Consider the following 13,807-nt stretch of genomic DNA (forward strand, 5'->3'; position numbering starts at 1 on the left):
GTCGCTCCAGAACCGAGCCGGGCCGCGAACTGCCCCGCATTCACACACTATCCTCGTTGCGCAGTCGTTCCCTTGAACGAGCTGGCGAGTCGGCAGCCTTACCGCCCACCGAAAAGGAGATGACGTGGAGTTCGACGTCACGATCGAGATCCCCCGGGGTCAGCGCAACAAGTACGAGGTCGATCACGAGACCGGACGCGTTCGGCTGGACCGCTTCCTGTACACGCCGATGATGTACCCGGCCGACTACGGCTACATCGAGAACACGCTCGGCGGCGACGGCGATCCGCTGGATTGCATGGTGCTGCTGCCCGAGTCCGTGTTCCCGGGTGTGCTGGTCGAGGCCCGTCCCGTCGGCGTGCTGATCATGAGCGACGAGGCCGGCATCGACGAGAAGCTGGTGGCGGTGCCCGCCGGCGACAAGCGCTGGGCGCACATCCAGGACGTCGAGGACATCCCGGAGTTCCAGCGCAAGGAGATCGCGCACTTCTTCGAGCACTACAAGGACCTGGAGCCCGGCAAGTGGGTCAAGGTCGAGGGCTGGGAGGGCCGCGCGAAGGCCGAGAAGCTGGTCGACGAGGCCTACGCTCGCCTGAAGGAGCAGGGCGGCCACTGAGCTCCCGCTGACGAGGGGCGGCGCGGATTTCGCTCCGCCCCTTTCGTTTTCCCGGATCCCCCGTCCTACTCGGCAGCGGTCGCGAGCCCGGCGGTCGTGCGCAGCGGGACTTCCTTCCAGAACACCACCAGCACGAACGCCAGCAGGGTGACGGCGGATGTGGTCAGGAAGACCGTCGACAGCGATTCCGCGAATCCCACCTTGAACGGGTGTGCGAGCACGGGATCGAGCTTCTGGATCACCGAGCTGTCGTTCAGCACCCCCTGCGCCGCCGAGGTGTCGTGCTTCAGAAATCCTTGCGACAGCGCCATATCCGCGGGATTCCCGTCGTGCGCCCCGGCGGCGACGGCGTCCTGGAACTTGCGGTCCTTGCCCGACTCCAGCAGCTGCGCGCGGATATCGGGTCCGAGCCGATCGAACAGGATCGACAGGAACACCGCGGCGCCGAGCGTGCCGCCGATCTGCCGGAAGAAGGTGGCGGCGGCGGTGGAGACGCCCATGTCCTTGGGCGGCAACGCATTCTGCAGCGCCACGATGAGCGGCTGCATGAGATTGCCCAGCCCGAAGCCCACGCACAGCATGAACAGCACCACGATCCAGAACGCCGAATCGGCCTTCAGGTAGTGCAGCAGGAACAGCCCGATGGTGATCATGGCCGAGCCCAGCAGCGTGTAGACGCGGTAGTGCCCGGTGCGTGAGATCAATTGCCCCGACATGACCGAGCCGATCATCATGCCCAGCACCATGGGGAGCATCTGCAGCCCGCCCAGCATCGGGCCGGCACCCCGGTCGGCCTGCAAATACTGTGGCAGCAGCAGGATTCCGCCGAACATGCCCGCGCCCACCACGAACGAGATGACGACGCCCAGCGCGAAGGTGCGGTTGGCGAATATGCGCAGCGGGACGAGCGCGGCCTCCCCCAGCGCGGCTTCCACCAGTATGAAGGCGATCACCCCGAGCGCGCCGATCAGGTAGCACACGATGGATCGCGCACTGCCCCAGCCCCATTCGCGCCCCTGCTGGGCCACGATGAGCAGCGGGCTCATGGCGATGACGAGCGCCAGCGCACCCCAGTAGTCCACGCGGTCACGGGATTTCTCACGTGGCGGCAGGCGCAGCACCCGGGTCACCACGACCAGGGTGAACAGGCCGATGGGCACGTTCACCAGGAACACCCAGCGCCAGCCCGCGATCCCGAGAATGCTGTGCTGTCCCGCGAACAGCCCGCCCAGCACCGGCCCGATCACACTCGACGTACCGAACACGGCCAGGAAATACCCTTGGTACCTGGACCTTTCGCGCGGGCTCACGATGTCGCCCACGATGGTCAACGCCAGCGACATGAGCCCGCCCGCGCCCAGCCCCTGCAGCGCCCGGAAGGCGGCCAGCTCGTACATGGACTGTGCGAAGGTGCACAGCAGCGAGCCGGTCACGAAGATGGTGATCGAGGCGAGGTAGAAGGGCTTGCGCCCGTACATGTCCGAGAGCTTGCCGTACAGCGGCGTGGCCAGGGTGGCGGTGATCAGATACGCGGTGGTCGCCCAGGCCTGCAGTGAATACCCGTTCAGATCGTCGGCGATGGTGCGGATCGCGGTGGACACGATGGTCTGATCGAGGGCCGCGAGCAGAATGCCCAGCAGCAGGCCGCTGATGATCACCAGTATTTCGCGATGAGTGAAGCCGCCCGCACCGGTCGACTCGCTCACCTCGGATGTAGCCATGGCCATACCTCCGGTCCCCCGCCAAGAACGATAGGCCGGGAACCGGAGGCATGGGGTCCTTTTACGGGGCCCCCGGGGTCACTTCCCCTTGAATTCCGGGGGGCGCTTCTCGAAGACCGCCTGGATGGCCTCGGTGAGGTCCTCGGACGGCAGGAACGCCGAGTTCCAGGCCGACACATAGCGCAGCCCGTCGGCGATCCTGCCGCGCTTGGGCTGGTCGAGGACGTCCTTGATGCCCTGCACCACCAGCGGCGGGTTGGCGGCGATCTCGCGCGCCATGGCGTGGGCGGCGTCCAGCACGGCCTGCTGGTCGGCGTACACGTCGTTGATCAGGCCGATCTTCTCGGCGCGGGCCGCGTCGATGTCCTTGCCGGTGTAGGCGAGTTCACGCACGTGCCCCTCGCCGATGATGCCCGGCAGCCGGTGCAGCGAGCCGATGTCGGCGACGATGGCCACCTTGGCCTCGCGCAGGCTGAACTTGGCGTCGGCGCTGGCCAGGCGGACATCCGCGGCGGCGATGAGGTCCAGTCCGCCGCCGATGCACCAGCCGGAGATCGCCGCGATGACCGGCTTGACGCAGTCGGCGACCGCGGTGACCGAGTCCTGCATGCTGCGCACGTGCTTGAGGAAGTCGGTGCGCGGCCCGGCGAGCGCCCGGTCGGCCAGCAGCGGCCCGAAGAGCGGGCTCATGGCCGGCAGGTCCAGGCCGTAGGAGAAGTGCGTGCCGGATCCGGTGAGCACGATGGCGCGGATGTCCGGGTCGGCGTCGAGTTCGCCGAAGATCAGCGGCAGTTCGCGCCAGAAGTCGGGGCCCATGGCATTGCCCTTGCCGGGACCGGTGAGCGTCACCTGGGCGATGTGGTCCTTGCTTTCGACCTCGAAAGCCTTCCATTCGGTCATCGGTCCAGCGTATCGGGGGTGCCGGGGGCGGGTCGGGCCGGTGTTAATCCTGTGCTAAATCTGCTGCGTCCCAGTGTTTTCGAACCGCATTCCGGCGCACGATTGGCGGGTTCGCACAACTCGCCCATCCCGTGTGTGAGGTCTGGATGTTGATGCATCACGGAATCGGCCTCGACCGCTTCAATACGCTCCCCCGCCGCCGCGCGATCCATGCCCTGTACGAATGCTGCTGCAATGTCACCTGGGCCCAGAAGATCGCCGACGGCCGCCCGTACCCGGGCCATGCCGCACTCCAGACGGCCGCCGCGGCGGAGCTGCACGCCCTGTCCGCGATCGACCTGGAACGGGTCTTCGATTCCTGTGCGCACCAGCGGGTTTCGCAGCGCACCGTCGAGGAGCTGGCCCCGATCGTGCGCGACCGCCTGACCGAGCTGCTGGGCCCGGAGGAGGGCTATCCCGACTACTGATCCCCGGCACATCCACCGCAATCGCTCTACCCTGGTTGCCATGCGCAGGTCCCTGCCACCGGTCGCGTCGAAGGTCTCCGACACCTTGATCGCGCGCGGCCATCACGGGGTGATCATCACCCAGCCCAGTCCCACCCACACCGCGCAGGAAGCCGCCGACGCGCTCGGCGTGACCGTCGGGGCGATCACCAAATCGCTGGTCTTCCTGCTCGACGACGATCCGGTGCTGCTGCTGGTGTCCGGTGCGCACCAGGTGCATCTGAGCCGCACCGGGGAGCGCCTAGAGGGCACGCTCTCCCGGGCGCCGGCGGCCATGGTCCGCGAGGTGACCGGACAGCCCATCGGGGGTGTCGCCCCACTCGGGCACCCCACCAATCTGCCGACCTTCGTCGACACGGCGTTGTCGCAGTATCAGGAGTTGTGGGCCGCGGGCGGGCATCCGAACACGCTGTTCCGCACCACCTTCGGGGAATTGGTCCGGATCACCGCGGGCCTGGCCATCGATGTGGACTGAGCACCACCCACCGGCGTGGACCGGGCAATTTCTTACAGGGTGGAATAACCGGGCGCTCGACCACGTAGTTTCGTGACGTGAGCGATTCCCCGACGCCCGGCACCGAGCTACACGTGCCCGACGATCTGAGCGGCATTACCGCCCAGCAGTACCGCGCCGCCATGCGGCACTATCCGGCCGGGGTCACCATCGTCACGCTCGAGTCCGACCAGGGTCCGGTGGGCTTCACCGCCACCTCGTTCGCCTCGCTCTCCGCACAGCCGCCGCTCATCTCGTTCAATATCGCCGAGACCTCCTCCAGCATCGAAGCCATGCTGCGGGCCGAATCGCTGGTGGTGCATTTCCTGGGCGAGCATCAGAAGCACCTGGCCCAGCGGTTCAGCCGGACCGCCGAGGAGCGGTTTACCGACCGGTCCCTGTGGACGACGCTCGGCAGCGGCGAACCCGTCCTGCACGGCACTCCCATCTGGGTCCGCGCCACGGTCCATCAGCTCCTCCCGATCGGCGACCACACCCTGGTCATCGGCCTGGTCACCCAGGTGCACGACAACACCGAGAGCTCCCCGGCGGTCGGCCCGCTGGTGTATTACAACGGCGCGTACCACCGTGCCGAGATCGCCGACTGACGCCGGCGCCGATTCAGGCCGCGGCCGAAGCCGCCGTGCCGATGCCCAGCGCCGCCAGGATCGCCGCGCTCGCCTGTTCCAGCCGCACCCGGACGCGCGGCCGTCGCAACAGCTCCACCGCCCGCGCGGCCGCCACCGCCAGCAGGATCATTTCGATTGCCGCGACAGTGGATTCGATGGCCCCGAGCGTGAGCGTGTTGAGGAATGTCACCCGGGTCAGGAACTGCGGCAGCACCGCGAGGTAGAACAATCCCACCTTCGGATTGAAGACACACGACAGCAATCCAGCAGCGAATGCCGAGCGCAGCGACGCCGGCTCACCCTGCGCCACCGCGACATCCGCCCCGCCGCCCGCCGCGCCGGGCCCGCGCCGATGCGCCAGCAGCGCCCGGACACCCAGGTACACCAGGTAGATTCCGCCGATCACCTTGAGCGTGCGATACGCGGTCGCCGACTGCTCCAGCAGCGCCGCGACCCCGGCCGCGACCACGGTGGCCCACACGATCCCGCCGAACGCCGAGCCCACCGCGGCCGCGATTCCGGGTCGCGATCCGGCCATCGAGAATCGCAGTACCAGAAAGGTATCCGGCCCCGGCGTGAGCGCGAGCAGCACACACAACCCCACGAAACTCAGTAGCAGCGGAAAACTCATGCCCTCCATGGCAACCCATCACCACGGCCCGGCGCAAGGGTGAGATCGCTGAACCTGCCCCCGACGAACAGGGTCAACGACGCCCACGGAAATGACGAAGGCCGCCGCCCCTGTCGATCAACGGGGGTCGGCGGCCTTCGGGGTTGCGAGTTTCAGTTCCGCGCGCTGAATTCCGCACCCAGCTCACGGAACAGATCAGTGTTCATCGTGAACGCCAGTCGCGCCTCGTCGAGTACGCGATCGACCTCGGGGCCGTCGAGGGGAAGCTGGTCGAGGGCCTCACGGTAGTCGCGCTTGAACGCGGCCGGGTTGGCGATGTGCTCGAAGACGTAGAACCGCACGCCGTCGCCCTTCTTGGGCAGGTTCCACAGTTTCTCGGCGGTACCGCGAATGACCTGGCCGCCGGAGAGATCGCCCAGGTAGCGGGTGTAGTGGTGGACGACATAGCCGGCCGGCCAGTCGCCCGCGCACTCCTCGATGCGGGCGGCGTAGGCGGCGGTGGCGGGCAGCGCGGCCAGTTCATCGCGCCAGTTCGCGCCGCCGAGGTGGGCCAGGTCGGCCTCCAGTGCGGCCAGCCGCGCCAGTTCCGGCTTGACGAACGGACCGGCGACGGGGTCGGAAGCCAGTGCGGCGGAGTGCTTTTCGAGAGCGGCGTAGACGAACCAGAGCTGCGCGGTGTACCGATAGAAGGCCTCCACCCCGAGCTGTCCGCCGAGCATGTCGCGCATGAACGTGGAGTGTTCGGCCTCGTTGTGCTGCTGCTCGGTCGCGGTGCGAATGAGCGTCGAGAACGGGGTGCTGGTCTCCAGCATGATCGGGCTCCTCGTGGTCAGCTCGGGGGGCACCACTTTGGCTACCCTAACTTCGACTCCGACCCTACGCCCCAGCAACGTTCGCGCGATTCGAACTTTGCGGCCCACCCGATCCAACTTTCGGACGATTTTTCCGATACGGTCGTGCCGTTCGTCACACCGACCCGCGGCGCTCCAGCATGTCGTGCGCAGCCTCCCGCAGCGCGACCGTGGCCCGCGTGAAGTAATCGAAGAGCACCTCGAGCTCCTCCGGGCGGTACTCGGCGAGTACCGCCGCGATCCGATCCCGCGGCGGGGCCACCACCGCCTCGATCCGCCCCTCCGAATCCGGGATCGGCTCGACCACCACCTTCCGGCGATCCGCGACATCCGGCACACTCGCCACCGCGCTGGCCGAGCACGGCTACCGCGCGGACGCGAGGACCCTCTTCCCCTGGGAGGGCGTCACGCAGTACCTGACCGAACCCGCTGTGCGCGCGACATTTTCAGCTCTCGCCGAGGCTCCGACCGGCAGCGAGCTCATCTTCAGCTACATCCGGCAGGACTTTCTGGACGGCACCAACCTTCAGGGCTGCGCCGCCACCTACCGCAGATTCGTAGCACGGCAACGACTCTGGACCTTCGGTTTGCATCCGGACCAGGTCCCGGCACTGCTGGCCGACTACGGTTGGTACGAGGTCGAGCAAGCGGGCGGACCGGAGTACACCGCCAGCTATCTCGACCCGATCGGGCGCGACGTCCGGGTGCCCGACCTCGAACGCTGCGTGGCGGCTCGCAAATCGTGACGGCGGCGCCACGACCCGGCGGGGTTGACAAGCCCGCGAGCCGTCTGCCAATCTCTGCAATCAGGTCATGAGTACCAGCGCGAAGCCCCGGCTTGCTGGTCGGCAACCCTCCTCCGCGGTGGGGTGCTCCGGGTGACGACCGGGCCGACGCCCGACCGGGCGCGGCAAGCGCGGACTCTCGATCGATTTCTATTTTCCCGATCGCGTGTCCATGAACCCGACGGGATTTCGTGATGACTGCTATCGCCGACCAGACCTGTGCCGCCCTCGCCGATGTCTCCGGCTGTGACCTGCGGGTCCCACTGGTCCAGGGCGGGACGGCCGGCTACGCCAACTTCGACTACGCCGCCAGCGCACCCGCATTGCGGCAGGTCACCGACCGGGTCGCGGACCTGCTGCCCTACTACGCCAGCGTGCACCGCGGCGCGGGGTACGCCTCCCGGGTCTCCACCGACTGCTACGAGTCGGCCCGCGGTTCGGTCGCCCGCTTCCTGAACGCGGCCGAGGACCAGGTGGTGGTCTTCACCCGCAACACCACCGACTCACTGAACCTGCTCGCCGCCTGCGTGCCCGGTGACACCGTGGTGCTGGACGTCGAGCACCACGCCAACCTGCTGCCCTGGACCCGGCGCGGCCGCCGGGTGGTTCCGGTCGCGGACACCATCGAGGAGACCATCCAGCGCCTGGTCGCCGAGCTGTGCTCGAAACCCGCTGCGCTGCTGGCGGTTACGGGCGCCTCCAATGTGACCGGCGAACTGCTGCCGCTGGAGCGGCTGGCCTGGATCGCCCACCAGTGCGGCACCCGCATCCTGGTGGACGCCGCCCAGCTGGCCCCGCATCGCCGAATCGACCTGCGCACCACCGGCATCGACTACCTGGCCTTCTCCGGCCACAAGACCTACGCCCCGTTCGGCGCGGGCGTGCTGGTCGGCCGCCGGGACTGGCTGGACGCGGCCCAGCCCTACCTGGCCGGCGGCGGCGCGGTGCGCGCGGTGAGCACCGAGAGCGTCGAATGGGCTCCCGCCCCGCAGCGCCACGAGGCCGGTTCCCCGAACGTGCTGGGCGTCGCCGCCCTGGCCGCGGCCTGCGATGCCCTCGCCGAGCTGGACGAGACCACCGTGATCGAGCACGAGCAGTACCTCACCCACCGCCTCCGCTACGGCCTGAAAACCGTTCCGGGCGTGAACTTCCTGCGGATCTGGCGCGACAGCACCGACGCGGTCGGCATTGTCGCGTTCACCGTCGACGGCTTCGAGCCCGGCCAGGTGGCCGCCTACCTCTCCGCCGAGCACGGCATCGGGGTGCGCGACGGCCGCTTCTGCGCCCACCCGCTGTTGTCCCGTCTCGGTGTCGATGCCGCCCTGCGCGCCAGCATCGGCCTGGGCACCACCGCCGCCGATGTCGACCGCCTCGTCGAGGCCATCGCGACCCTGGTGGCGCGCGGCCCGGCGTGGAATTACGCCCGCACCGAAGGACATTGGAACCCGGTCCCCGAGACCCGTCCCTTCGGCAGTTCGGCCGAGGGTGGGGCTGCCTGCGGTTTCTGAACCGGCCGGGAACCGGTCAGGGCACCATGTAGCGGGCCGCGAGCACCTCGACGAGTGGATCGTCGTCGGTCACCGCGTCGAGCGCATCGAGGTCGACCTGGACGGCGAGCTGCCGGGTGTCCTCCTGATCGGGGTCCGGCGGCCCATCCTCTTCGAGCTGCCGGATCAGCTTCTGCCGCACGCGTTCCTTCAGCGAATCGCTCATAAACAGAGCATGCCCCGCCTAAACCGGCGCGATCCAACTACCCCACGGTGTGTTCCGCACAACCGTGAAGACCAGGAGAAATGCCAGGGCCACCCACACCGCGTACCTGGGCAGCACCTGCGGTAGTCGCGGCGGCACCGGATTGCCCCGCCATCCGCGCACCACCCAGGCGCCCCACCAGGCGATGAAGCCCAGAGCCAGCGGGAGCAGCAGCACATTGCTGTGGATGGCGTCGAGGATCCGGCCATCGGTGAGGTTGTGCAGCCCGCGCAACCCGCCGCAGCCGGGGCACCAGTATCCGGTCAGTTCGTAGAACGGGCACACTCCGTACGCCCCCTGCACATGCGGATCCCGGAAGTGCAGCAACGCCAGCCCGCCGGCCACCGCCCCACCGGTCAGCAGCGGTAGCCCGACGCCGAGCCGCCGCGGCCGGGCGGGCGTTTCCATGACTGCTGCTGCCGTGGTGTCCACGACCATCAACGGTAGCCGTACCACCACAAGTCGTCGACCGGGCTTTCGGCCTCATCGGCCTGCCGGCCGACATCTCGTCAGCGGCGGCCTCTGGTTCGCGCTCGAGAAGAGGCGGGAGAACGAGCGGACCGCCGCACCCGTGCACACACCGGCGGGTAGTCCACCGCGCTCGGTTTCCGAACGGCCCGAACCGGATTCGATCCGGGGCGGGCCCGTTCGCGTTCCGGCGTCAGCGAATCGGCGCGCGCTCCACCACCGGCGCGGTCAGCACCCCCGCGAGCATGTCCACGATCTCCCCCCACGCCGTCACGTCCCCCGCGGCCACCCGCCCGGCCTCCACGGCCCGCTCGTGGTCGGCCAGCAAGGCGAACAGCACGGTCGGCAGGGCGCGTAACCGCCGCAGCCGCAACCGTTTCGGCAGGTCGGTGAGTTCCCGCTCCAGCTGCTGCATGATCACCCGTACCGAGGTGCGCCGCGCGGATTCCAGATTGGCCGCGTCGGTGACGGCCCGATGGGTGTGGATCTGTTCGAGGAACCGCGCGTAGTGATTGATCCCGTGCCGGTCGCTCAGCTCGAGCATGGGAATGACCAGCGCCTCCAGCAGGTCGTGCACGCCGGTCGCACCCGTTCCGGCCTGTTCGGCCAGCAGTTCCAGCCGCCGCACCTCGAGGGTGGCGAGCCGGTGTTCGACCACGGCCTCGATGAGCCCGTCGCGGGAACCGAAGTGGTACTGGATCGCCGAGTTGTTCCGCTGTCCCGCGGCTGCCGCGATATCGCGCAGCGGCACCGCCTGCCCCCGCTCGGCGATCAGCTGCTCCGCCGCGAGAATGATGCGCTCGCGCGCTTCTGTCACTGCCATTCGGACACCGTCACTGCTACCTGTCGATCCTTGCCACAGTCTGCACTGTAGTGCTCACCAGCGGATAAAGAACTTCTCCTTGACGATTAAGAATAAATGCTTAAAGCTGCTTGTGACTGTCGTCACTCCCAGAAGGACTGAATTCGCGATGATCCTGGACACCTTCCGACTGGACGGCCGCGTCGCCGTCGTGACCGGCGCGGGCCGCGGCATCGGCGCCGCCACCGCGCTCGCCCTCGCCGAAGCCGGTGCCGACGTGGCCATCTCGGCCCGCACCGCCGCTCAGCTCGACGAGGTGGCGGGCAAGATCCACGCGCTCGGCCGCCGCGCCATCACGGTCCCCGCGGACCTGTCGGATCTTTCCGCCGTCACCGCGCTGGCCGAAACCACCGCCGCCGAACTCGGCCGCATCGACATCGTGGTCAACAATGTCGGCGGCACCATGCCCAACACCTTCCTCACCACCACCCCCGAATTCCTCGAGGAAGCATTCCGTTTCAATGTCTCCACCGCGCACGCCCTCACCCAGGCCGCGGTGCCGCACATGCTGAAGAACGACGGCGGCTCGGTCGTCAATATCTCCTCGATGATGGGCCGCTCCCCCGGCCGCGGCTTCCTCGCCTACGGCACCGCCAAGGCCGCCCTCGCGCACTGGACCCGGCTGGCCGCCGCCGACCTGTCCCCCCGCATCCGGGTGAACGCCATCGCGGTCGGCTCGGTGCTCACCTCCGCGCTGGAAGTCGTTGCGCAGCAACCGGAGATCAAGCAGCAAATGGAGGACGCCACCCCGCTGCACCGGCTCGGCGAGCCCTGGGAGATCGCCGCCGCGATCGTCTACCTGAGCTCACGCGCGGGCGGCTACATCACCGGCAAGGTGCTCGAGGTGGACGGCGGCATCGCCGCACCCAACCTGGACCTTCCCATTCCCGACCTGTAATCCGCCGCGCCGCAGGAGTTTTCCCATGAAGTACCGCGTAGTCCAGTGGAGCACCGGCAATGTCGGCCGCCGCACCCTGCGCTCCATCATCGCCCGCCCCGAGCTCGACCTGGTCGGCGTCTGGGTCTCCAGCGCCGCCAAGGCCGGCAAGGACGCGGGCGAGCTGGCCGGTCTCGACCGCGAGATCGGCGTCACCGCAACCCAGGACGCCGAGGCGCTCCTGGCCCTGAAGCCCGACTGCATCGTCCACACCGCCATGGCCGACGACCGCCTGATGGAGGCGGTGGAGGATCTGAAGACCTTCCTCCGCGCCGGCATCAATGTCGTCTCCAGCAGCCCCGTCTTCCTGCAGTTCCCCTACGGCACCCTCCCCGACGAGGCCATCGCCCCGATCGTGGAGGCGGCCAACGAGGGCGGCGCCTCCCTGTGGGTGAACGGCATCGACCCCGGCTGGGCCAATGACTGGCTGCCGCTGCTGCTGTCGAGCGGCTCCGAGCGCATCGACAAGATCATCTGCTCGGAGGTGATGGACTACTCCACCTACGACAATCCGAAGGTCCTGTTCGACATCATGGGCTTCGGCAGCGCCCTCGACGACTTGCCGCTGCTGCTCCAGCCCGGCGTCCTCACCCTCGCCTGGGGCAGTGTCATCCGCCAGCTGGCCGCCGCCCTCGACATCGAACTCGACTCCGTCACACAGCATTTCGAGCGCCTGCCCGCGAGCGAAGAGCTGAAGGTGGGCAGTCGCACCATCGCCGCCGGCACCGCCGCCGCCCTCCGCTTCCAGGTGCACGGCATCAGCAAGGGCCGCGAGGTCCTCACCCTGGAACACACCACCCGCCTGCACCCCGACCTCGCCCCCGACTGGCCCCAACCGGCCGGAAAGGGTTGCTACCGAGTCGAAGTCAAGGGCGAACCCGACTACCTCCTCGACCTCCAGCTCTACAGCAACGGCGACCACGCCGAAGCCGGCGTCGTCGGCACCGCGGCCCGCCTGGTCAGCGCCATCCCCGCGGTGGTCCAAGCCCGCCCCGGCCTGCTGACCGCCATGGATCTCCCCCTGACCACCGGCCGCGGCCTGGTCTCCTGATCCCCCGACGACAAGGGTGAGGATCGACAACGGTCCTCACCGTTGTCGTTCCAGATAGAGCTTGTACACCGCGATGGCGTCATCGCGCGGCTGGTAGCGCATGGGCAGACGCCGCTGGTCCCAGGGCTTGGCAATCTCGTCATAGAAGGTGCCAGGTTCGAAGTACTTGTCGTTTCCGCCTGCCATATATGGCGCGCAATCCTCGCGGGTGGCCAGAAAAACGACCTGATCGGGCGCGCAGTGATACAGCGCCGCCAGACACATCGGGCACGGATGGGCGATGGCGTACACCGTGCATCCGGTCAGGTACTCCGTACCCAGCTTCCGGCACGCCTCGCGGATGGCGCGAATCTCCGCGTGGTCGGTCGGGTCGTGAGTCGCCGGGACGCAATTCCGGCCTTCGGCGAGGATTTCACCGTCCTTGACGACGACGGTCCCGAACGGCAGTCCGCCCTCGGCGACGCTGGCACGCGCGATCTCGATGGCGCGCTGCACGAAATCCCTGGTCGAATCCGTCATCAGCCGACCGATTCCGGGCGGATCACCGCGCCCGCGGCAACGTCTTCCATCCGCGCCGGGCCGGTTCCCTTGGCCGGGTCCGTCTTCCACGGCCAATCGTTGGAATGGAACGGCGCCAGAGTCGGCAGCAATGCCTTCCTGCCCCGTTTGGCCATCTCCCGCTCGATGGCCGCCCGGCCGCCACCGCCGAGCAATTCGACGTCCATCAGGAAGTAGTCGCGGAAGAAGACCATGCCGAGTGAACGGTCGGCGACGATGCGGCCGAGCACGTCGAGCATCTTCTCGGGTGTGGTCTCGAATTCCGGTGTCTCGACGAGCAGCAACCGGTCACCCATCGTCTCGGTGCCCATGAATTGGACGAGAATGCTGTACAGGATGTTGTTCTGCCGTGCGATGTACAGCGAATTGCTGACCGCGTAGGTGCGCTCCCAGGCCGTGCCGAGTTGCTCCTTCCACCCTTCGATGACGTTCATCCAATGGCCCACCTGGGCGCTCGAGCCGATGCCGATCGACTTGGCCGAATACGGTACGACGCCGCGGATGTACTTCTCGACCTCGTCGTAGCTGTAACCACCCTGCGCGAGACACTCGTCCATGAACGTCAGATTGCGCTGCAGAATGGTGCGGAGGAGGGAGCGATCGTCCTCGGAGATATCCAGGGCGTCAAGGCCTTCGAGGGCCGGCCGATGCTGCGCCCGATACATCTCGAGCGGGGCTCGCCACAGCTGATTCGCGTACGCGTCGAACAGGTACGGTGAGACGATCTCGTAGACGGCCATGGTGCTGTGCCCCACCGACTTGGCCAGCTGGTACACGATCGGCACCGGCGGTGCGTATTCGGGCTCCCGCCCGGGCCGGTAGAGGATCATCTGCCCGCCTTCGCCGGTGAACAGCGCCAGGATGATGGGCACCTGGTCGCGCATGTTCTGTTTGAATTTCACCAGGGATGTTTCGTAGAGCTGCAACATCGACTCGTTCAGCGCGAGGACCGCGTGCTCGGCGACGGTGCGCGCACTCGCGGGCGGCTCGTCGGCGACGACCGGGCGCATGAATTCCGGGACTGTGTGGCCATTGGATTCGGCCATG

The 13,807-nt window shown here is 67.9% G+C and carries 18 protein-coding genes, 1 pseudogene and 1 riboswitch; of the genes and pseudogenes, 9 read left to right on the plus strand and 10 right to left on the minus strand.

Features of this window, described 5'->3' with window-relative positions; genetic code table 11:
* Nucleotides 1–124: 124 nt before the first annotated feature.
* Nucleotides 125–616 carry an inorganic diphosphatase gene (gene ppa, locus ABZV44_RS03740; protein ID WP_354831485.1) on the plus strand — a complete coding sequence of 164 codons (492 nt, stop codon included), beginning with the start codon at nucleotides 125–127 and terminating at the stop codon, nucleotides 614–616.
* 65 nt (nucleotides 617–681) lie between these two features.
* On the opposite strand, the gene ABZV44_RS03745 is transcribed toward ppa, so the two are convergent.
* Nucleotides 682–2,337, minus strand: coding sequence for an MDR family MFS transporter (locus tag ABZV44_RS03745; RefSeq protein WP_354831487.1), 1,656 nt, complete (start codon nucleotides 2,335–2,337; stop codon nucleotides 682–684).
* 78 nt (nucleotides 2,338–2,415) lie between these two features.
* Entirely contained in the window at nucleotides 2,416–3,237 is an 822-nt protein-coding gene (locus ABZV44_RS03750; RefSeq protein ID WP_354831490.1) for a crotonase/enoyl-CoA hydratase family protein, read from the minus strand.
* Between the two features lie 152 nt (nucleotides 3,238–3,389).
* On the opposite strand from ABZV44_RS03750, the gene ABZV44_RS03755 reads away from it, so the two are divergent.
* From ABZV44_RS03755 to ABZV44_RS03765, 3 genes are all read left to right on the plus strand, one after another.
* Nucleotides 3,390–3,704, plus strand: a complete 315-nt coding sequence (locus ABZV44_RS03755) for a 2-oxo-4-hydroxy-4-carboxy-5-ureidoimidazoline decarboxylase (protein WP_354831493.1) — start codon at nucleotides 3,390–3,392, stop codon at nucleotides 3,702–3,704.
* Between the two features lie 40 nt (nucleotides 3,705–3,744).
* Nucleotides 3,745–4,218: a YbaK/EbsC family protein gene (locus tag ABZV44_RS03760; protein ID WP_354831494.1), complete on the plus strand. Its 474-nt coding sequence runs from the start codon at nucleotides 3,745–3,747 to the stop codon at nucleotides 4,216–4,218.
* Between the two features lie 77 nt (nucleotides 4,219–4,295).
* Nucleotides 4,296–4,844, plus strand: a complete 549-nt coding sequence (locus ABZV44_RS03765; protein WP_354831497.1) for a flavin reductase family protein — start codon at nucleotides 4,296–4,298, stop codon at nucleotides 4,842–4,844.
* Nucleotides 4,845–4,857: 13 nt separating this feature from the next.
* Here the strand turns inward: ABZV44_RS03765 and ABZV44_RS03770 are convergent, their stop codons facing one another.
* From ABZV44_RS03770 to ABZV44_RS03780, 3 genes are all read right to left on the minus strand, one after another.
* A complete protein-coding gene (locus tag ABZV44_RS03770; RefSeq protein ID WP_354831500.1) occupies nucleotides 4,858–5,496 on the minus strand; it encodes a LysE family translocator in 639 nt (212 codons plus the stop codon).
* 152 nt (nucleotides 5,497–5,648) lie between these two features.
* Nucleotides 5,649–6,308 carry a biliverdin-producing heme oxygenase gene (locus ABZV44_RS03775; RefSeq protein ID WP_354831502.1) on the minus strand — a complete coding sequence of 220 codons (660 nt, stop codon included), beginning with the start codon at nucleotides 6,306–6,308 and terminating at the stop codon, nucleotides 5,649–5,651.
* Nucleotides 6,309–6,462: 154 nt separating this feature from the next.
* Nucleotides 6,463–6,684: a hypothetical protein gene (locus tag ABZV44_RS03780; RefSeq protein ID WP_354831504.1), complete on the minus strand. Its 222-nt coding sequence runs from the start codon at nucleotides 6,682–6,684 to the stop codon at nucleotides 6,463–6,465.
* A 13-nt stretch (nucleotides 6,685–6,697) separates the two neighbouring features.
* On the opposite strand from ABZV44_RS03780, the pseudogene ABZV44_RS03785 reads away from it, so the two are divergent.
* The 3 genes and pseudogenes from ABZV44_RS03785 to ABZV44_RS03795 form a co-directional block, all read left to right on the plus strand.
* Nucleotides 6,698–6,745: pseudogene (locus tag ABZV44_RS03785) on the plus strand (hypothetical protein); the annotation flags it as partial.
* Nucleotides 6,746–6,778: 33 nt separating this feature from the next.
* On the plus strand, nucleotides 6,779–7,093 hold the full coding sequence (locus tag ABZV44_RS03790) for a hypothetical protein (RefSeq protein ID WP_354831505.1): 315 nt from the start codon (nucleotides 6,779–6,781) through the stop codon (nucleotides 7,091–7,093).
* 63 nt (nucleotides 7,094–7,156) lie between these two features.
* Nucleotides 7,157–7,270, plus strand: a riboswitch (SAM riboswitch).
* A 56-nt stretch (nucleotides 7,271–7,326) separates the two neighbouring features.
* Entirely contained in the window at nucleotides 7,327–8,640 is a 1,314-nt protein-coding gene (locus ABZV44_RS03795; RefSeq protein ID WP_354831508.1) for an aminotransferase class V-fold PLP-dependent enzyme, read from the plus strand.
* Between the two features lie 16 nt (nucleotides 8,641–8,656).
* Here the strand turns inward: ABZV44_RS03795 and ABZV44_RS03800 are convergent, their stop codons facing one another.
* From ABZV44_RS03800 to ABZV44_RS03810, 3 genes are all read right to left on the minus strand, one after another.
* Nucleotides 8,657–8,845: a hypothetical protein gene (locus ABZV44_RS03800; RefSeq protein WP_354831511.1), complete on the minus strand. Its 189-nt coding sequence runs from the start codon at nucleotides 8,843–8,845 to the stop codon at nucleotides 8,657–8,659.
* 18 nt (nucleotides 8,846–8,863) lie between these two features.
* A complete protein-coding gene (locus tag ABZV44_RS03805) occupies nucleotides 8,864–9,316 on the minus strand; it encodes a DUF2752 domain-containing protein (RefSeq protein ID WP_354831513.1) in 453 nt (150 codons plus the stop codon).
* Between the two features lie 229 nt (nucleotides 9,317–9,545).
* Nucleotides 9,546–10,175, minus strand: a complete 630-nt coding sequence (locus tag ABZV44_RS03810) for a TetR family transcriptional regulator (protein ID WP_354831515.1) — start codon at nucleotides 10,173–10,175, stop codon at nucleotides 9,546–9,548.
* 148 nt (nucleotides 10,176–10,323) lie between these two features.
* Between ABZV44_RS03810 and ABZV44_RS03815 the strand changes: the two genes are divergently transcribed.
* Complete coding sequence (locus ABZV44_RS03815; RefSeq protein ID WP_354831517.1) at nucleotides 10,324–11,112, plus strand: SDR family oxidoreductase; 789 nt, start codon at nucleotides 10,324–10,326, stop codon at nucleotides 11,110–11,112.
* A 25-nt stretch (nucleotides 11,113–11,137) separates the two neighbouring features.
* Nucleotides 11,138–12,202, plus strand: coding sequence for a diacylglycerol kinase (locus tag ABZV44_RS03820; RefSeq protein ID WP_354831520.1), 1,065 nt, complete (start codon nucleotides 11,138–11,140; stop codon nucleotides 12,200–12,202).
* Nucleotides 12,203–12,238: 36 nt separating this feature from the next.
* Here ABZV44_RS03820 and ABZV44_RS03825 read toward each other — a convergent pair whose 3' ends face one another.
* Together ABZV44_RS03825 and ABZV44_RS03830 are read right to left on the minus strand one after the other, a co-directional pair.
* A complete protein-coding gene (locus ABZV44_RS03825; protein WP_354831523.1) occupies nucleotides 12,239–12,721 on the minus strand; it encodes a nucleoside deaminase in 483 nt (160 codons plus the stop codon).
* A complete protein-coding gene (locus ABZV44_RS03830) occupies nucleotides 12,721–13,806 on the minus strand; it encodes a hypothetical protein (protein WP_354831525.1) in 1,086 nt (361 codons plus the stop codon). Before ABZV44_RS03830 ends, ABZV44_RS03825 begins: the two co-directional genes overlap by 1 nt.
* Between the last annotated feature and the right edge of the window lies 1 nt (nucleotide 13,807).

Origin of the sequence: Nocardia sp. NPDC004860 (assembly GCF_040609015.1) — a bacterium.
Classification (GTDB): Bacteria; Actinomycetota; Actinomycetes; order Mycobacteriales; family Mycobacteriaceae; genus Nocardia.